This is a genomic window from Halorientalis brevis (assembly GCF_023077655.1).
In genome coordinates this window covers 130,302-146,559 of the sequence record NZ_JALLGV010000002.1, presented here as the reverse complement: position 1 = coordinate 146,559, position 16,258 = coordinate 130,302, and the positions used below count along the sequence as shown (strand labels likewise).

Below are 16,258 nucleotides of genomic sequence, written 5' to 3'. Positions count from 1 at the left end.
AACTGTCATACAGGCGCGAGGAGTATCAGTGTTTCTTCGATCCCTTAACAAACTTCATAGAAACGAAAGTGGAGTTGCCAGGATTCCAGCGAGCGCGAGAGAGGGTTAACGAACGACGAACTAGAGGCCGCGTCGGACGCTACTCGACGGTGATGGTTCCGTCCTGATGGAGGTGGAGCTCCTGCTCTTCGACGGTAAAGGAGAGATACGTTCCGGGATCGGCGTCGACCAGGCGGACGACCTGGATCGCGTCGACGTACGTGCCGGGCTCGTCCAACTGGTCCCGTTCGAGGTCCGTCTCGGCCACGACGGTGTCGACGATCGCCTGACTCAGCGGGACTCGCGCCGCCGAGCCGGTCCCGTCGTCGACGGCGACGTAGATCGCGTTCAGATCGGTCTCGACGACGTCGATCGGATTCGCACTGTCGGGGTCCGTGCTGTCCGCTGCGTACTCCTCGCCCCAGATGTTCGTCACGACCGCCGAGTCGGTCTCGGCGTCGGCCGCGTCCTCGTCGTCGGGGCCGGGGCCGCCGAGGTTCGCCGGGAGGACCAGGTCCTCGTACTCCTGTGCGACCTCGGTGAGGCGGCTCTGAGCGGTGACGCCCATGACGTCGACGTAGGAGTCGACGAGAGCGCCGACGGTCGCGCGGTCGTCGTCGACGACGTTCGCCACCTGTCCGTCGTCGGTCACCTCGATGCCCTCGACCGAGCGGGCGATGTCGACGGCCCGTTTGCCGAGCATCGTCCGCTGGGTCTCGATCAGTCGTTCGGCGAGGCGCTCGTAGCTACTCATCCTAGGCCGTGGAGTGACTGCTCATCGTCTCCCACAGCATGTAGAACCCCGCCAGCAGCAGCGCGGTCGCGACGAGGTAGACCGCGCTCTCGACGCTGCCCGGCGGTCGCTCCAGGCTCAGGATCTGCGTGGCCCCGTCGAGCAGGCGCCAGACGGCGAAGACGATCACGCCGCCGCCGGCGACGTAGAGGGCCTTGCCGATCTCGCCACCGTAGGCGCGTGCAGCCTGGACGACGAACCCGACGGCGCCGATAGAGAGCATTACTTGCGCGATGAGACTCGTCGCGTACCACAGTCCGGGCTCCTCCGTTCCGCTCGCTCCGGTCTGAGCGAGCGCCGGCGTGGTGAACGCGACGCTTCCGACGCAGACGAGACACACCGTTAGGCCGAGATTACGTGCCAGCCTGCCAACAGTACGTGCCATTCTCATGAGAGATTCAGGCGAGTCAGTAATAACTGTTTGCACGCTTCAGGCCCGTCGTAACAACTCTGTAACCACAAATTATTCAATACGCTACAGTTTTAAATTAAGTCACCTGCTACGTTCGCGCTACTGGGCTCGGTGGGGAGGCCAGCAGCGTCGAGAGACCCCGTTCCGTTCGCAATGCCATCTGATGCCCTGGAAACCGACCGTCCGTCGAATCGCCAGCCGACCACGAGCAGCACACGGTTCGGATCAGCCTGGAGCCGGATCGCACGCCACGAGCGCAGCCTGTGGGGACTCGTCGCAGCGGTGTTCTGTGCCGACCTGCTGTCGACGTACCACGGGGTCCACCACGGACTGACCGAAGGGAACCCGATCGTTCGGTCGGTCCTCGCGGACGGTGGGTTCGTCGCGTTCACCACGCTAAAGCTCGCCACCGTGTGTTTCGCGTTCTCGGCCTGGGTCGTCACGCCCCGTCCGAACCGCATCGTCGTCCCGTTAGGGCTCGCGCTCCCGTGGGCCGCCACGTCGCTGATCAACGTCGTCGCGATCCTCGCTTAATCACCGAGGAACTGCGTCGCCGACCGCCAGAACAGGTCCCGCAGCGCCGACTGCGGCAGGTCGCGGGCGAGCAGCCCCGCACGCTCTTGCTCGTAGGCGTACGGGATGTTCGGGAAGTCCGACCCGTACATGATCGACTCGGAGAGTTCGACCAGCGTTTCGTCGGCGATGGTCGAGGGATCGAACCCGATGGCCTCGGGCGACCGTGGCGACATCGCCATCGTCGTGTCCAGGAAGACCTGGTCGTGTTCGCGAGCGAACTCGAGGAACCGGTCGACCTCGTACGTCCCCATGTGTGCAGCGCAGGCCCGAACCTCGGGGTAGGACGCGACGAACTGTGCGAACTGGTCGGCGCCGACGTGCGGGCTGTCCTCGAACATCGGCGCCGTCCCCGCGTGGAACAGGATCGGACGGTCGTACTCCGCGGCCAGTTCGAAGGCGGGATCGAGGCGCGGGTCGGCCGGGCCACACCCCTGGACCGGACACTGGAACTTCAGACCGCGCGCCCCCGCCTCGAACGCGTCGCGGACGACCTGTTCGACCGGGTCCTCCCCGTGAACCGTCGCGAAGGGGACCGCCATGTCGGAGTCGGCCGCCCGATCTACCACCCACTCGTTCAACTCGGCGGCTACGCCGGCTTCGTGGGCGTACGGGAGCGCGAAGTACCGGTCGACGCCGGCGTCTCGCAGGCGGGTCTCGATCGCCGCCTGCGACGTGGGATGGTCGAACGACCACTCGGCTTCGGCCGAGAGGGCCTCGCGAATCGCCGCGAGCAGGCGTTCGGGCATGAGGTGGACGTGGGCGTCGGTCGCCGGCGCGAACTGGCCCTCGGACATACCCGGACCCACGGCGACCCGCCCAATAAATCCGCAGGCCGGGAAACCTTCTTGGGGCGGGCGGTCGAGGTCTCGCCCATGCCCGAGGACTGCATCTTCTGTCAGATCGTCGCCGGAGAGATCCCGAGCAACACCGTCTACGAGGACGACGAGGTGTTCGCGTTCCTCGACGTCAACCCGCTGGCGCCGGGCCACACGCTCGTCATCCCGAAGGACCACCACGAGCGCCTGAACGACCTCCCGGCGGACCTGGCCGACGACCTCTACGAGGCGCTCCACGAGTTGATCCCCGCCGTCGAGGACGCCGTGGACGCCCCCGCGAGCAACGTCGGCTTCAACAACGGCGAAGCCAGCGGTCAGGAGGTCCCGCACGTTCACGGCCACATCATCCCGCGGTTCGAGGACGACGGCGGCCACCCCATCCACGCCGTCGGCGGCTCCCCGCCGGACTTAGACGACGACGAACTCGCAGCGATCGCCGAGGACGTCGCGGCCAACCAGTAGCGCAACCTGTCACTCGAAGAACCGTAGGTTTTTCCCGGAGAACGAGGGACTCGGGCCTGTGACCAGCAGTGAGACGCTCGCACTCGTCGGGGTGACGGGGGGTGCGGGAACGACGCGACTGACAGTGGAGTTCGGCGCGACGCTCGCCCGGGCGGGGGCGGACGTGGCGCTCGTCGACGCCGCCTTCGCGACGCAGGGACTCGCCACCCACGTCCCCGGACGGATCGAACCCGACGTGACCAGCCTCGTGACCGACGCCAGCGACGTGGCCCTCGACGCCGGCCTGTTCGAGTACCCCGTCGACCTCCCGGGTCGACTGGCGGTCTGTCCGGCACGGGCCCCGTTCGAGCGCCTGGCGCGAGCCAAGACGCCCGAGGCCGCCCGCCAGTTCGAGGACCGCGTCGCGGCGGCCAGCCGATCGTTCGACTACGTGCTCCTCGACGTCCCGCCGATCGCGAGCAACCAGGCGGTCGCGGCAGTGACGACGGCCGATCGCGTCGTCCCGGTGGTCCCGGCGACCGAGCGCGGGTTCGACCGGTTACCGACGATGCGCGACCGACTGCACGACGTGGGCGCGCCCGCCCACGCCACCGTCGCGAACCGCGTTGCACCCGACGAGACCGTCGAGGGCGTGGATGCGACCGTCCCGGAGAGCGACGTGGCTGCCGTGGGGGAGTTGCCGGTCTGTGCCGACCCGGACGCGGCGTTCGCGCCGGCGGTCGCCGATGCCGTCGAGACGGCGCTGGCGACGACGCTCGACCTGACGTTCCCGGACGACGGGTTCCTCGGGACGTACCGGTGACGCCGGGAAACCCCTTTATCGTCCGCTGCCAGTAGTGGGAGTATGGCGAAGGAGTCCTGTGACGGGTGTGGTCGCACCGTCACGATCGCAGGGGGGATCAGCGATTTCTGGTCGCTCTCGCGGGACAAGACGGAGGGATTGCTGCTCGAACTCGCCGACGGTTCGGAGTGGTTTCTGTGCAACGACTGCATCGAGCAGTTGCCGGATGACCGCGACGTCACCGCGGCGGACGTCCGGGAGTTGCCCGGCGACGGCTAGCCGCCGCTCGCGGGGCTCCCGAACCAGCCGAAGCCGATGACTTTAGGCTATCCGAGTTTGTTTCCCGGAACGTGAACCCCGCCCGGATCCACGACGCCTTCCCGGCGCCCTCCTACCGTGGTGCTCAGGAGCAGGCGCTCGACGACATCCGCGCCGCCTTCGAGGCCGGCAAGGACGTCGTGCTGGTGCGCGCACCGACCGGGAGCGGGAAATCCCTCCTGGCGAGAGCGATCGCCGGCTGCGCCCGCCGTGCAGGGGAAGCGGAGGCCCACGAGACCATCGGCGCGTACTACACCACGCCGCAGGTCTCCCAACTCGACGACGTGGCCTCGGACGCACTGCTGGAGGATCTAAACATCATCCGCGGGAAGAACAACTACTCCTGTATCCTCCCCGGCGAGACGGACACGCCGGTCAACCAGGCGCCGTGTGCCCGCGAGCGAATGTTCGACTGTCAGGTGAAACACCGCTGTCCGTACTTCTCGGACCGGTCGATCGCCTCCAACCGCAACATCGCCGCGATGACGCTCGCCTACTTCATGCAGACCGCCGGCTCCGACGTGTTCGGGAAACGCGACGTGGTCGTCGTCGACGAGGCCCACGGGCTCTCCGAATGGGCCGAGATGTACGCGACGATCGACCTCTCGCCAGGTCGGGTGCCCGTCTGGAACGACGTCCAGCCCCCGGCCATCGGCGACGACCTCGACGCGGCCGCAAAGTACGCCGACCGCGTGATGACAGTCTGTTCGCGTCGGCAGGAAGAGCTCCGGGGGAACGCCGAACTCACGCCGGACGAGGTCGCCGAACGCGACCGACTGACCGAACTCATCTCGGAGCTGCAGTGGTTCCTCGAAGACTACCGCGACCCCGACAGCGGGACGACGTGGGTGGTCGACCAGCCCGACGGCGAGGGGAGTGCAGTCACCATCAAGCCGATGGCACCCGAGCGCTACCTCAAACACACCGTCTGGGACCGGGGCAACAAGTTCGCGCTCCTCTCTGCGACGATTCTCAACAAGGACGCCTTCTGTGCTGGCGCAGGGCTGGCCCCCGACCGCGTGGCGCTCGTCGAGGTGCCTCACACGTTCCCCGTGGAGAACCGGCCGCTGTACGACGTGACCCAGGGGAAGATGACCTACGAACACCGCGACGAGACGCTGCCCGCCATCGCCCGCACGCTCGTCCGCCTCATGCAGGCCCATCCCGACGAGAAGGGGATCGTTCACTGCCACTCCTACGGCATCCAGGAACGGCTGTACGATCAGCTCGCGGACATGGGCGTCGACGCTCGCGTGCGCCAGCACACCAAGGACAACCGCGACGCCGTCCTCTCGACCTGGAAGCGCAGCGACGGCGCTGACGTGTTCCTCTCGGTCAAGATGGAGGAAGCGCTGGACCTGGAGGGCGATCTGGCGCGCTGGCAGCTCCTGTGCAAAGCGCCGTATCCCAACACCCGCGATTCGCGGGTGGCCCGCCGCCTGGAGGACGGACAGTGGGGCTGGTACTACCGGGCGGCGCTGCGAACGGTCATCCAGGCGTGTGGTCGGGTCGTCCGCGCCCCCGACGACCACGGCGCGACCTACCTCGGAGACTCCTCGTTGCTCGACCTGTTCGAGCGCGCCCGGACGGACATGCCCGACTGGTTCGCCGCCCAGGTCGACCGGATGACCGAGCCCGAACTCCCCGTGTTCGATCCGGCGGCGGCGGTCGGTGACGGCGGCGGGAACACCGGTCGCTCGCGGTCCCGGTCACGTCGGCGGTCGTCCGCGTCGGACGACTCCCACCCCCTCTCCGACGTCTGGGACAGCTAGAAGGCCGAGTAGGCTGCGTACGCGACGGGAGAGAGGACCATCAGCAACACGAAGATGAGTGCGATGATCTGTTGGCGATCCATACCCGCATTCAGCCGCCCACTCAATTATGCCTTTCGAGCGGACAGACTCCGCCGTCCCGAGCCCTCGCCCATCGGCCCGGATTTCTCACCACCCAGGTAGCGACCCGAGCCGATCGCATCCGAGTGTCCGCGTGCCGAGACCATTCGCTCCACGTAGTCACCCGGCTGTGCGACGCGATAAGCGAGACCGAGACACCCCGACGTCTGCCCAGCTATCCGATACGCATCACCCATATGTAACCCATATCAACGTTATATTCACGTTATGTGTAAAAATACGCAAATTAGCTTCCGATCGTAAATTATATTCGGCGAATATTCACATCTGAGAGTATGAGCGGAGAAACACTCGAGACGATACGGACGGTACTCGAATCCCTGTTGGACGAGACCGAGGACGCCGAGGTGCACTACAAGCTCAGGACGGCGTTGCAGTTAGTGGAAGTGCAACAGAGCGACCTCACTCAGTTGGAGGAAGTCGCCGACGAGGATTCGGAGCTGTGGGAGCGACTCAGTGAGCTCGGGTACGTGGAGTGACTGGCCGCCGACTCACTCGATGCGAGCGTCCACGACGACGTGGGCGACCCCTTCGCTGTAGCCTTTGACGCGCCGCGTGTCGAGCACCTCGACCGTCCGATCGACCGCGGCCGCCGCATCCTCGATGCGGTCGATGGGGCGGTCGAACACGAGTCCCTCGGGCGTCGCCTCGTGCATGTGGAGGATACCACCGGGTTCGAGGGCTGCCAGTGCCGCGTCCAGATACTCGTACGCGTCGTAGAACCCCATCACGACGCGGTCGGCCTCGACCCCGTCGGCCACGTCCCGGCAGTCCGCCCGGTAGATGTCCACCCGGTCGTGGACGTCGTTGAGCTTGGCGTTCTCCAGCAGGTAGCGGAAGGCCGTCGGATTGTGCTCGGTGGCGGTGACGTGCGCGCCCGCTCGGGCCATCGGGAGCGTGAAGTAGCCGACGCCGGCGAACATGTCGAACACGCGGTCGTCCGCGTCGACAACGTCGCCCATGTGGGCGCGTTCGGCCTTGTTGCCCGGCGAGAACATCACCTGGGCGAGGTCCAGCGCGTACTTGGTCCCGTGTTCGGTGTGGACGGTTTCGGTGTCGCCGCTGCCGGCGAGCAACTCGACGTCGGGTTCGCGGTGCTGACCGTCGATGCCGTGGCGAGCGAGGACGGTGTCGGCGTTGGCGTGCAGGGCCAGCAGTGCCTCGCCCACCTCCGCGGGTCGCGGCGCGTCGCCGACGTCCACGAGGACGACGGTGCCGATGACGGCCCAGGAGCCGGGCGCCCGGTCGAGTTCGTCCTCGGACCAGCCCTGCTCGCGGAGGTGGTCGTCGAGCGTGCGGAGCCGTCGAGCCGGTTCCTGGCGGACGACCTCCCGGACCTGGGTCCGCTGCGGTGGCTCCGTCACGGGCAGGGCGACGGCGTCGGCGCCGAACTCCCGGATGCGTCGGTCGTCGTCGTAGACGCCCTCCGCTCGCAGGTCGGCAATGGCGTCCTCCGTGTCCGGTTTCGGGACGACGGCCGCCAGGGGTTGCTCGGCCGTGTCCAGTGGCCCGGGGAGCGAGTCGTCGTCACTCATCGTCGGGTTCGTCGGCCTCGGGAAGGACGTGCAGGCCGGCACGGCTCTTCAACACGGGCACGGTATCCGCGTCGGGGTCCATGTAGTCCGGGCGGGCGATGGTCTTGGCCTCGAAGGTTTCGGGATCGAGCACCTGCACTGCTCGCTCGTCCTCGACGGCGACCAGCGTCGTCTCCTCGCCGTCCTCGATCGTGCCGAGCCGATCCGCGTCGGGGGCGTCCCCCACCTCGTGGGACGCCTCGTAGTCCTCGCCGGTGGTGAGCCGGGTCCCCTTGAGGTTGCCGCGGACGCTCCGGACGAGCACCGGGCCATCGTCGTCGTCCTCGGGGTCGATGATCTCGCCCTGGCGGTAGCGCGGGAGCCGGACGGCGAAGGTCACTCTGTAGACCTCGTTACCGTCCTCGTCCTCGGTGACGAGGGTCTCGGCGCTGGAGAACGATCCCCCGTAGGCCTGGACGATGCGCTGGGCGACCTTCTTGCCGATCTTGTTGGTCGAGAGCTTCATGTTCAGGCCCTCGTCGGTCTCGCCGACCTCCGTGACGAAGGCGTTGCGGTCGCCGGTCTCCTCCATCTCGGCGACGATCTCGCGGGCGATCTCCTCGGCGCCCTCGATCTCCTCGGCGGTGGGCGTGCGCTCGGTGGCCCGGACCTGAACGATGCTGGAGTAGTAGTCCCCGGCGATGCGGCCACAGCGGTTGCAGGTCTGCTTGGCGATCTTGACGGGAACGACGACCTCCTCGACGAGCTGGGACCCGCGGACGAGACCCGTGAACTGGCAGTGCATGCGGATCGTCGTCTGATCGACCTGTTCGGGCATCACCTGCCAGTCGACGTCGTGGGCGTCGACGTGGACGGCCAGCGCCTCGCTGACCTCCTCGATGGCGATGTCGGTGTAGTCCTGGGCCCCGACGTCGACCCAGCGATTGCCGCGGTGGACGGCCCCGCACTGCGAACAGGTCCGCACTTCGATGCGGTCGGGGGCGTCCACGAGGTCGAACTCCTCGAAGTAGCAGTCGTTACAGAGCACGCGGTCCGGGTCCCGCGGCTCGCCAGGCCGTGGTTCCGGCCGCGCTGCCACGGCGTCCCCGCACCGCGGACAGAACTCGCGTGACTCAGTCATTGTCCGTGATATGCCGCTGCATCGGTTAAATGGCGCGTTCCCGTCCGCGCCCTCTCCCCGTGAGATCCAGCGACCGGACATGTGTGAATCGAAACCACACGGCAAGGATTGACGAGCGTCGCGGCCCGATAGGGGAGGTATGCGCGCTGCGCGACTCCACGAGTTCACGGACGACATGAGCGAGGCGTTGTCGATCGACGAGATCGACCGCCCGGAGATCACCCGCTCGGACGAAGTCCTCGTCGAGATCGAAGGGGCCGGCTGGTGCCAGACGGACAACCACATCATCGAGGGCATGTGGCAGCAGTACGCACCGACCGAACTCCCGCAGACGCTGGGCCACGAGAACGCGGGCACCGTCGCCGAAGTCGGCCCGGAAGTGACGGTCGTCGAAGAAGGAGACCAGGTCATCTGCCATCCCGTGATGACCTGCGGGACGTGTCGGGCCTGCCGGCTCGGTGACGACATGTACTGCGACGAACTGGCGTTCCCGGGGCTGACGACCGACGGCGGGTTCGCCGAGTACCTCCTGACGAACGAGCGGGCTGTCATCCCGCTGGAAGGCGTCGATCCGGTCGAGATCGCGCCCCACGCCGACGCCGGGATCACGGCCTACCACGCGGCCAAGAAGGCCGTGGCAGAACTCGTCCCCGGCGACTACGCCGTCCTCGTCGGCATCGGCGGCCTGGGCCACATCGGCCTCCAGGCGGTCGACGCGATGAGCGCCGCTCAGACCATCGCCGTCGACGTCAAAGACGAGGCGCTCTCCCTGGCCGAACGGCTGGGTGCCGACCACACCGTCAACTCGGCCGACGAGGACGTCGTCGAGGCCGTCGACGCCATCACCGACGGCGTCGGCGCTCGACAGACGCTGGACTTCGTCGGGAGCGACGGGACGACCGAGATGGGTCCCGACCTGCTGGCAGCCGGCGGCGACCACCACGTCGTCGGGTACGGCGGGCACATCCACGAACCCACGCAGACGCTGGTCGACGGCGAGATGAGTTTCCGGGGCACGCTCGTCGGCGAGTACACCGAACTCCAGGAACTCGTCGCGCTGGTCGAACAGGGCGAGATCCACCTCGAAACGTCAGAGTACGACCTCTCGGAGATCAACGCGGTCGCCGAGCGGCTGGAAGACCGGGAGATCGAGGGACGAGCGGTAATCAAACCCTGAGCACGGACGAGAGCCCGGACCGACGTTCGGGCCCTTTCGCCGGCGAATGGGCCGACAGCGAACTTAATTGCCGTCGTCACCTAGGTGCGGCCATGCAGTGGCAAGCGGACTGGGGACTGCGAGCGCGCATGGGCCTGACCATGTTCCTGCTCGCAGCCCTCTATCTCGTGTTCATCGGCGTCCTGAGCCTCTACTTCGAGAGCCTGCTGCTCGTCGCCGTCGTCATGGGGCTGTTCTCGTTCGCCCAGTTTTTCTTCAGCGACAAGCTCGCGCTCCGGAGTATGGGAGCAAAGGAGGTCAGCGAGAACGAGTACCCCGACCTCCATCGGACGGTCGGACGCCTCGCCCAGCAGGCCGACCTGCCGAAGCCGACGATCGCCGTCGCGGACACCCGGGTGCCCAACGCCTTTGCGACCGGGCGATCCCAGCAGAACGCGACCGTCGCCGTGACCAGCGGCATCCTCGATACCCTCGACCAGGAGGAACTGGAGGGCGTGCTGGCTCACGAACTCGCCCACGTCAAGAACCGCGACGTGATGGTGATGACCATCGCGTCGTTCCTCTCGACGATCGCCTTCCTCATCGTCCGGTGGGGCTGGCTGTTCGGCGGCAACCGCGGCGGCGACCGCCAGGGCGGCGGCGTCGTCGTCGCCATCGTCGTCTCGCTTTTGGTGTGGGTCGTCTCGTTCGTCCTGATCCGGGCGCTGAGTCGCTACCGGGAGTTCGCAGCCGACCGCGGCGGCGCGCTCATCACCGGCCGTCCCTCGGCGCTGGCCTCCGCGCTCATGAAAATCGACGGCCGGATGGACAAGGTCCCCAAGGAGGACTTCCGCGAGCAGGCCGAGATGAACGCGTTCTTCATCATCCCCATCAAGAGCGGCTTCATCGGGAAGATCGCCCGCACGCACCCCTCGACGGAGAAGCGCGTCGAGCGGCTTCGCGAGATGGAGCGCGAACTGGAGCGGTTCTGACGAACTGTTTTTGAGCTAACCAGTCAAAGGGAACGTATGGAGTGGCACCGCGACCGACGGCTGCAACGCCGGATGGTCCTCGCCCTCGCGCTGACGGTCGTAAGCTGGGCCGGCCTCCTCGGCCCGGTGTTCTGGGTCCTCGGCTTGGAACTGGGGCTCGTCGTCGCCGGCGTCGTCCTGCTCTTCGTCCTCGTCCTGGCCCGTGAAGCGGACAGACTGGCCTATCTCATCACGAAAGCGATCGCCATCTCCCACAACGACTACCCGAAGCTGTTCGAGACGACGGCGCGACTGGCACGACAGGCCGACGTGGCCCGCCCCGCCGTCGCCGTCATCCCGACCGACGACCCGAACGCACTGTCGGCGGGCATCGGCGACCGGACCGTCATCTGCGTCACGCTCGGCCTGCTGAAGACGCTCGACGACGAAGAACTGGAGGCAGTGCTCGCCCACGAATTCGCACATCTCAAAAACGGCGACTCGGCGGTGCTAACGACCGCCAACTTCCCAGCGACTGTGGCCGTTACGCTCGTCAACGGCGGCATTCGGAATCTCGGTAGCAGGGCGTTGTTGCTCGGGTATGCCGGTGCAGCGATCTACCTCGTGTTGCTGGGGATTCCGCTGCTCGTCGTCTCGCTGCCCGGAACGCTCGTCCTCTCGCGGTACCGCGAGTACGCCGCCGACCGGGGCGCCGTCGCGATCACCGGGAACCCCACTGCGCTCTCGCTGGCACTCGGAAAGATCCACTGTGCGGACCCGAAACCCGAGACCGACCTCCGGCGAGTCGCCGGCCTGAACGCGTTCTGCATCGTCCCGCCTCGCGGTCGCCTGCTCGTCCCGTGGACGCACCCGCCGACACACCGCCGGATGCGCCGCCTCCGCCACCTCGCCGCCGAGTTAGAGGGGACCGCCCCGCCGGACGACGGAAGCTAAGGGGCCAGCGTACCGACTGGAAACCATGGGACTGCTCGACGGCATCAAATCCGTCCTCGGCCTCCGTGCCGAAGCCGACGCCACCCGCGACGCCGACCCCGAGGACCTGTTCGGGATGAGCACGGCCTACGTGACGATGGAGGCCGACCTGGGCTACGAGCCGGCGGGCGAGGCCGCCCTCTGTTTCTCCGCGGTCGACAGCACCGACTTCGAGGACGCCGTCGCCGAGGTCGAGGCCATCCTCGACGCCGGCGAGGTCGAAACCGGCACCAGCGCCAGGTTCGTCAAGGACGACCACGGCTACGACTGGGTCGTGCTCGAAGACGACGACGTCGAAGACCTCGTCACCAGCGTCCACTTCGCCGCCGACACCCTCGTGGAGACGGGCTTCGGGTCGCGACTGCTCGCGGCGCTGTTCGCGTTCCGCGATGGCTCGCAGAGCCATCGAAATCGAGGCGGTGAAACCGCCGAGGACCACCAGCCGGTCTACTGGGTGTACTCGTTCCGTCGGGGGTCGTACTACCCGTTCGCGCCCACGGGCGGGCACGAGCGCGACAGCAGCGCGGAGTTCAAACTCGAGAGTGTCCTCGACGGCGAACTCGACCTCGAACCGGACAAGGAGTACTGGTACCCGCTCTGGCCCGACCGGCCAGGTACCCATCCCTGGGAATAACTATCTAAACGTTTGGACGGGTCAACGACCGACCACTGTGCAGTCCGGCAGTTTCACTTTCACTCTGCTGTTAACGAGCCTTTATGTGATAGGGGGGACAAGCCGGTTGTATGGCAACAACGGAAAATCTCGAGGACCTGCCGGGCGTCGGTCCGGCGACAGCAGAGAAGCTCAAAGACAACGGCTTCGACTCCTACCAGGGCATCGCCGTCGCGAGCCCCGGCGAACTCTCCAACACTGCCGACATCGGCGAGTCCAGCGCCTCGGACATCATTCAGGCGGCTCGCGAAGCCGCCGACATCGGCGGGTTCGAGACGGGTGCAACGGTCCTGGAGCGCCGCGAGCAGATCGGCAAGCTCACCTGGGGCGTTGAGGAGGTCGACGAACTCCTCGGCGGCGGCGTCGAGACCCAGTCCATCACCGAGGTGTACGGTGAGTTCGGGGCCGGCAAGTCCCAGGTCACCCACCAGCTGTCGGTCAACGTCCAGCTCCCCAAGGAACACGGCGGCCTCGAAGGCAGCGCGATCTTCGTCGACTCCGAGGACACGTTCCGTCCGGAACGGATCGATCAGATGGTTCGCGGCCAGGACGACGAAGTCATCGCCGACACGATGGAGCTCCACGGGCTCGTCGGCGAGGACGAGGACGCAGATCCCACCGACGAGGCGCTGCTGGAGGAACTCGTCGACGTCATGCTCGACAACATCCACGTCGCGAAGGCGTTCAACTCCAACCACCAGATCCTGCTGGCCGAGAAGGCCAAGGACCTGGCCAGCGAGAGCCAGGACGACGAGTTCCCCGTCCGCCTGCTCGCGGTTGACTCCCTGACCGCGCACTTCCGCGCCGAGTACGTCGGTCGTGGCGAACTCGCCGAGCGCCAGCAGAAGCTCAACAAACACCTCCACGATCTGATGCGCGTCGGCGACCTCAACAACACCGCCGTCGTCGTCACGAACCAGGTCGCCTCCAATCCCGATTCGTTCTTCGGCGACCCGACCCAGCCCATCGGTGGCAACATCCTGGGTCACACCTCGACCTTCCGGATCTACCTGCGCAAGTCCAAGGGCGACAAGCGGATCGTCAAGCTCGTCGACGCCCCGAACCTGCCTGACGGCGAGGGGGTCATGCGCGTCGAGGAAGGCGGTCTGATGGACGAATAAGAACCACTTTTTTACTTCGAGGGGTGTCCTCGGCCTCGAAGGGGCCTGCGGGCACCCCTCTCGCAAAAACCTGGACTAAAAACTGCTCCAGGCTCCCGTTGGTCGCCTGGAGTGAACCACGCTCGCTCCGCTCGCGCGGATGCTTGTTCAACAGGTCAGAAATTCTTTAGGTACAATAATATTATCCCAACACCCGTCGGTACAAGCAGAGGAAGCAGTTGTACTACTGTTCGCAAGGAATTTTTGAAGCCGCTGAACGACCCCGTTTCGGGGAGAAGTGGCCACAGAACACCCAAAATCGCAATGAGTAGAAGGAGAGCGACCACTACGCCAAGAGTTTCACCGATAGCATCCATGCATACAAATGATAGTCACACTAACATATTAAGGTTGCAGACCTCTCTGACAGGAATCTACTGTAGCCGCCGCAATAATGGGAATTAGAGAGTGATTCACATTTGAGAGCAGCCGTGAGACTATAGATACTATCAGCAGAAAATCCGACGTGGATAAAATCAGTCTCAGTCGTCGTCTTCGGTCGTCGTCTTGTCGACGTCGAGTTCGCCGAAGTAGATGTCGGCGCCGTCCTGGGCGACCTTCTCGGCGAGGACTGCACACTTGACGCGCATCGGCGAGATGTCGACGCCGAGCATGTCGGTGACGTCGTCGCGGTCCATCTCCTGGAGTTCGTCGACGTCCATGCCCTGTAACTTCTCGGAGAGCATCGACGCGGAGGCCTGGGAGATCGCACAGCCGTCGCCCTGGAACGCGACGTACTCGATGGTCTCCTCGTCGTCGTCGAGCTTGACCTGCATCTCGATAGTGTCACCGCACATCGGGTTCTCGCCGACGTGGGTGAACGTGGGATCCTCGAGTTCCCCGTAGTTGCGGGGGCTCTTGTAGTGGTCGAGGATCTGCTGTCGGTACATATCGGAGCCGCCGACCATTGTTAGCCATTCATAGAGGCGTGTCGCGGATAAGCGTTCCGAGGGAGACGTTCGCACGTGCTGTGCCGGGGGAAACGATATTCAGTGAGAGCCCCAACGTCACCTATGCGATTCCGACCGCTGTTCGTGGCACTCGGCCTCCTCGAACTACTCGTTCCGCGACGCGTCGTCGACTTCTGGATGGACCGTGCGGTCACGCCCGAGAGCGACTTCGAACTGCGTCCGTGGGTGTACACTGCCGCACGGATCGAGGGGCTCGCGATCGTCCTCTGGGCGTTGACTCAGGGCAGACGCGGCGACTGAAGCGGGCGGTTCGAAGCGGAATAGCTACGTTTAGACCGCTTGGACTGCGAGGACCGAACATGAACTCCGCCGACTTCCGTCGCGGCGTCCGGGACGTCTCCCCGCTCTTGCTCGGCGTCGCCCCGTTCGGTCTCGTGGCGGGCATCGCTGCCGTGAACGCGGGTCTGGACCTGTCGCAGGCGCTCGGCATGTCCGTGGTCGTGTTCGCGGGCGCCTCCCAGCTCGCTGCGCTCGACCTCCTCGGCAGTGACGCACCGCTGTCGGTCGTCGTCGTCACCGCCGCCGTCATCAACCTCCGCATGCTGATGTACTCGGCGTCGATCGCCCCCTACCTCCGGGACCTCTCCGCGAAGTGGAAAAGCGGGCTGGCCTATCTCCTCACCGACCAGGCGTACGCCCTCTCGGTCGCCAGCTATCGCTCCGAGCGCTCGTTCGACCGGAAAGCGTACTATCTGGGCGTCGCGTTCACGCTCTGGGTGGTCTGGCAGCTCACGACCGCCGCCGGCGTCGTCCTCGGCAGCGGTGTCCCCGACGCCTGGGGGTTGGAGTTCGCCGTCCCGCTCGTCTTCCTGGCGCTGCTGGTGCCCGCCATGGAGGACGGTCCGACGACCGTCGCCGCGATCGCTGGCGGCGGCGTCGCCGTCGCGGGCGCGGGACTGCCGCTCAACCTCGGCCTCCTCGTCGGCGCGACGGTCGGCATCGTCGTCGGGCTCGCCGCCGAGACCCGCATGGACGTGGAGGTGAGCGATGGCCACTAGCTACACCGACCCGACGATCTGGGGCGTCATCGTCGTCATCGGCGTCCTCACGTACGCCATCCGGCTCTCCTTCATCGCGCTGTTCGGCCGCCTCGACGAGATTCCCACGGGACTCGAACGCGCCCTTCGGTACGTCCCAGCGGCGGTTCTCGCAGCGCTCGTCCTGCCCGCGTTCGTCACCGTGCACCCAGGGTCCGGCGACCTGGCCCTCGACAAGCTCCTCGCCGGTGGCGCCGCTGGGGCGGTCGCCTGGCGCACCGAGAACGTGTTCGCCACGATGGCCGCCGGCATGGGTGCGCTCTGGATCGTCCGGTTTCTCGTGCTGCCAGCCCTCTAGAACTACTGCGTCGGCTGTTGCGGTCGCTGGTCCCGTTCCGTCGTCCCCCAGTCCGAGATCCCGAGGATGGTTTCACACTCGGGACAGGTCCACACCTTCGGCGTGTTCGCCGCCGGTGCCTGTTCGAGTCGCTGTGCCCACTCGGTGACGTCGGCGTCGCAGTGCGGACAGAGTGCCATACGATACACCGTACCACAGCCCCCTAGTAGAAGCT

The 16,258-nt window shown here is 66.2% G+C and carries 21 protein-coding genes; 14 read left to right on the top strand and 7 right to left on the bottom strand.

From position 1 onward, the window contains the following. Positions 1-139 precede the first annotated feature (139 nt). Together MU553_RS05305 and MU553_RS05300 are read right to left on the bottom strand one after the other, a co-directional pair. Complete coding sequence (locus tag MU553_RS05305) at positions 140-793, bottom strand: hypothetical protein (RefSeq protein WP_247376495.1); 654 nt, start codon at positions 791-793, stop codon at positions 140-142. Position 794: 1 nt separating this feature from the next. Then, positions 795-1,217 (bottom strand): hypothetical protein, encoded by a 423-nt coding sequence (locus MU553_RS05300; RefSeq protein WP_247376493.1) that lies wholly within the window; start codon positions 1,215-1,217, stop codon positions 795-797. A gap of 180 nt (positions 1,218-1,397) precedes the next feature. Here MU553_RS05300 and MU553_RS05295 point away from each other — a divergent pair, with 180 nt between their 5' ends. Continuing rightward, on the top strand, positions 1,398-1,778 hold the full coding sequence (locus MU553_RS05295) for a DUF5658 family protein (RefSeq protein ID WP_247376492.1): 381 nt from the start codon (positions 1,398-1,400) through the stop codon (positions 1,776-1,778). Here the strand turns inward: MU553_RS05295 and MU553_RS05290 are convergent. Next, on the bottom strand, positions 1,775-2,614 hold the full coding sequence (locus MU553_RS05290; protein WP_247376490.1) for an amidohydrolase family protein: 840 nt from the start codon (positions 2,612-2,614) through the stop codon (positions 1,775-1,777). The genes MU553_RS05295 and MU553_RS05290 overlap by 4 nt on opposite strands. Before the next feature lie 78 nt (positions 2,615-2,692). Here MU553_RS05290 and MU553_RS05285 point away from each other — a divergent pair, with 78 nt between their 5' ends. The 5 genes from MU553_RS05285 (at position 2,693) to MU553_RS05265 (ending at position 6,609) form a co-directional block, all read left to right on the top strand. Then, positions 2,693-3,118 carry an HIT family protein gene (locus MU553_RS05285; RefSeq protein WP_247376489.1) on the top strand — a complete coding sequence of 142 codons (426 nt, stop codon included), beginning with the start codon at positions 2,693-2,695 and terminating at the stop codon, positions 3,116-3,118. A gap of 58 nt (positions 3,119-3,176) precedes the next feature. After that, positions 3,177-3,920, top strand: a complete 744-nt coding sequence (locus MU553_RS05280; protein WP_247376487.1) for a MinD/ParA family ATP-binding protein — start codon at positions 3,177-3,179, stop codon at positions 3,918-3,920. Positions 3,921-3,962: 42 nt separating this feature from the next. Then, positions 3,963-4,178, top strand: coding sequence for a DUF7561 family protein (locus tag MU553_RS05275; protein WP_247376485.1), 216 nt, complete (start codon positions 3,963-3,965; stop codon positions 4,176-4,178). Positions 4,179-4,249: 71 nt separating this feature from the next. After that, on the top strand, positions 4,250-5,989 hold the full coding sequence (locus MU553_RS05270; RefSeq protein ID WP_247376484.1) for a helicase C-terminal domain-containing protein: 1,740 nt from the start codon (positions 4,250-4,252) through the stop codon (positions 5,987-5,989). A 416-nt stretch (positions 5,990-6,405) separates the two neighbouring features. Next, entirely contained in the window at positions 6,406-6,609 is a 204-nt protein-coding gene (locus MU553_RS05265) for a hypothetical protein (protein ID WP_247376482.1), read from the top strand. A gap of 12 nt (positions 6,610-6,621) precedes the next feature. On the opposite strand, the gene MU553_RS05260 is transcribed toward MU553_RS05265, so the two are convergent. Next, positions 6,622-7,665, bottom strand: a complete 1,044-nt coding sequence (locus MU553_RS05260; protein WP_247376481.1) for a class I SAM-dependent methyltransferase — start codon at positions 7,663-7,665, stop codon at positions 6,622-6,624. After that, positions 7,658-8,785 carry a 60S ribosomal export protein NMD3 gene (locus MU553_RS05255; RefSeq protein WP_247376479.1) on the bottom strand — a complete coding sequence of 376 codons (1,128 nt, stop codon included), beginning with the start codon at positions 8,783-8,785 and terminating at the stop codon, positions 7,658-7,660. The genes MU553_RS05260 and MU553_RS05255 overlap by 8 nt, the downstream gene beginning before the upstream one ends. A 139-nt stretch (positions 8,786-8,924) precedes the next feature. Here MU553_RS05255 and MU553_RS05250 point away from each other — a divergent pair, with 139 nt between their 5' ends. From MU553_RS05250 to radA, 5 genes are all read left to right on the top strand, one after another. Continuing rightward, the gene (locus MU553_RS05250) at positions 8,925-9,962 is read left to right on the top strand and encodes an NAD(P)-dependent alcohol dehydrogenase (protein WP_247376477.1); all 1,038 of its coding nucleotides are present in this window, start codon (positions 8,925-8,927) and stop codon (positions 9,960-9,962) included. Between the two features lie 92 nt (positions 9,963-10,054). Further along, positions 10,055-10,933, top strand: coding sequence for a zinc metalloprotease HtpX (gene htpX, locus MU553_RS05245; protein WP_247376476.1), 879 nt, complete (start codon positions 10,055-10,057; stop codon positions 10,931-10,933). Between the two features lie 36 nt (positions 10,934-10,969). Further along, positions 10,970-11,866 (top strand): M48 family metalloprotease, encoded by an 897-nt coding sequence (locus MU553_RS05240; protein WP_247376475.1) that lies wholly within the window; start codon positions 10,970-10,972, stop codon positions 11,864-11,866. A gap of 25 nt (positions 11,867-11,891) precedes the next feature. Continuing rightward, the gene (gene pspAB, locus MU553_RS05235) at positions 11,892-12,539 is read left to right on the top strand and encodes a PspA-associated protein PspAB (RefSeq protein WP_247376473.1); all 648 of its coding nucleotides are present in this window, start codon (positions 11,892-11,894) and stop codon (positions 12,537-12,539) included. A gap of 110 nt (positions 12,540-12,649) precedes the next feature. Beyond that, complete coding sequence (gene radA / locus MU553_RS05230) at positions 12,650-13,699, top strand: DNA repair and recombination protein RadA (protein WP_247376470.1); 1,050 nt, start codon at positions 12,650-12,652, stop codon at positions 13,697-13,699. Between the two features lie 521 nt (positions 13,700-14,220). Here the strand turns inward: radA and sufU are convergent. Next, positions 14,221-14,646, bottom strand: a complete 426-nt coding sequence (gene sufU, locus MU553_RS05225; protein WP_247376468.1) for a Fe-S cluster assembly sulfur transfer protein SufU — start codon at positions 14,644-14,646, stop codon at positions 14,221-14,223. 105 nt (positions 14,647-14,751) lie between these two features. Between sufU and MU553_RS05220 the strand changes: the two genes are divergently transcribed. From MU553_RS05220 to MU553_RS05210, 3 genes are read left to right on the top strand one after another with little or no spacing between them, the layout of a single operon-like run. Next, positions 14,752-14,949: a hypothetical protein gene (locus MU553_RS05220; protein WP_247376467.1), complete on the top strand. Its 198-nt coding sequence runs from the start codon at positions 14,752-14,754 to the stop codon at positions 14,947-14,949. A 59-nt stretch (positions 14,950-15,008) separates the two neighbouring features. Next, positions 15,009-15,707: an AzlC family ABC transporter permease gene (locus MU553_RS05215; RefSeq protein WP_247376465.1), complete on the top strand. Its 699-nt coding sequence runs from the start codon at positions 15,009-15,011 to the stop codon at positions 15,705-15,707. Next, positions 15,697-16,044: an AzlD domain-containing protein gene (locus MU553_RS05210; protein WP_247376463.1), complete on the top strand. Its 348-nt coding sequence runs from the start codon at positions 15,697-15,699 to the stop codon at positions 16,042-16,044. Before MU553_RS05215 ends, MU553_RS05210 begins: the two co-directional genes overlap by 11 nt. A gap of 2 nt (positions 16,045-16,046) precedes the next feature. Here MU553_RS05210 and MU553_RS05205 read toward each other — a convergent pair whose 3' ends face one another. Further along, positions 16,047-16,223, bottom strand: coding sequence for a hypothetical protein (locus MU553_RS05205; RefSeq protein WP_247376462.1), 177 nt, complete (start codon positions 16,221-16,223; stop codon positions 16,047-16,049). Positions 16,224-16,258 lie beyond the last annotated feature (35 nt).

Bases quoted from the DNA above. Each gene is read 5' to 3' on its own strand.
- MU553_RS05305 (WP_247376495.1), bottom strand. From the start codon at position 793: ATGAGTAGCTACGAGCGCCTCGCCGAACGACTGATCGAGACCCAGCGG.
- MU553_RS05300 (WP_247376493.1), bottom strand. From the start codon at position 1,217: ATGGCACGTACTGTTGGCAGGCTGGCACGTAATCTCGGCCTAACGGTG.
- MU553_RS05295 (WP_247376492.1), top strand. From the start codon at position 1,398: ATGCCATCTGATGCCCTGGAAACCGACCGTCCGTCGAATCGCCAGCCG.
- MU553_RS05290 (WP_247376490.1), bottom strand. From the start codon at position 2,614: ATGTCCGAGGGCCAGTTCGCGCCGGCGACCGACGCCCACGTCCACCTC.
- MU553_RS05285 (WP_247376489.1), top strand. From the start codon at position 2,693: ATGCCCGAGGACTGCATCTTCTGTCAGATCGTCGCCGGAGAGATCCCG.
- MU553_RS05275 (WP_247376485.1), top strand. From the start codon at position 3,963: ATGGCGAAGGAGTCCTGTGACGGGTGTGGTCGCACCGTCACGATCGCA.
- MU553_RS05265 (WP_247376482.1), top strand. From the start codon at position 6,406: ATGAGCGGAGAAACACTCGAGACGATACGGACGGTACTCGAATCCCTG.
- MU553_RS05260 (WP_247376481.1), bottom strand. From the start codon at position 7,665: ATGAGTGACGACGACTCGCTCCCCGGGCCACTGGACACGGCCGAGCAA.
- MU553_RS05255 (WP_247376479.1), bottom strand. From the start codon at position 8,785: ATGACTGAGTCACGCGAGTTCTGTCCGCGGTGCGGGGACGCCGTGGCA.
- MU553_RS05250 (WP_247376477.1), top strand. From the start codon at position 8,925: ATGCGCGCTGCGCGACTCCACGAGTTCACGGACGACATGAGCGAGGCG.
- htpX (WP_247376476.1), top strand. From the start codon at position 10,055: ATGCAGTGGCAAGCGGACTGGGGACTGCGAGCGCGCATGGGCCTGACC.
- MU553_RS05240 (WP_247376475.1), top strand. From the start codon at position 10,970: ATGGAGTGGCACCGCGACCGACGGCTGCAACGCCGGATGGTCCTCGCC.
- pspAB (WP_247376473.1), top strand. From the start codon at position 11,892: ATGGGACTGCTCGACGGCATCAAATCCGTCCTCGGCCTCCGTGCCGAA.
- radA (WP_247376470.1), top strand. From the start codon at position 12,650: ATGGCAACAACGGAAAATCTCGAGGACCTGCCGGGCGTCGGTCCGGCG.
- sufU (WP_247376468.1), bottom strand. From the start codon at position 14,646: ATGGTCGGCGGCTCCGATATGTACCGACAGCAGATCCTCGACCACTAC.
- MU553_RS05220 (WP_247376467.1), top strand. From the start codon at position 14,752: ATGCGATTCCGACCGCTGTTCGTGGCACTCGGCCTCCTCGAACTACTC.
- MU553_RS05215 (WP_247376465.1), top strand. From the start codon at position 15,009: ATGAACTCCGCCGACTTCCGTCGCGGCGTCCGGGACGTCTCCCCGCTC.
- MU553_RS05210 (WP_247376463.1), top strand. From the start codon at position 15,697: ATGGCCACTAGCTACACCGACCCGACGATCTGGGGCGTCATCGTCGTC.
- MU553_RS05205 (WP_247376462.1), bottom strand. From the start codon at position 16,223: ATGGCACTCTGTCCGCACTGCGACGCCGACGTCACCGAGTGGGCACAG.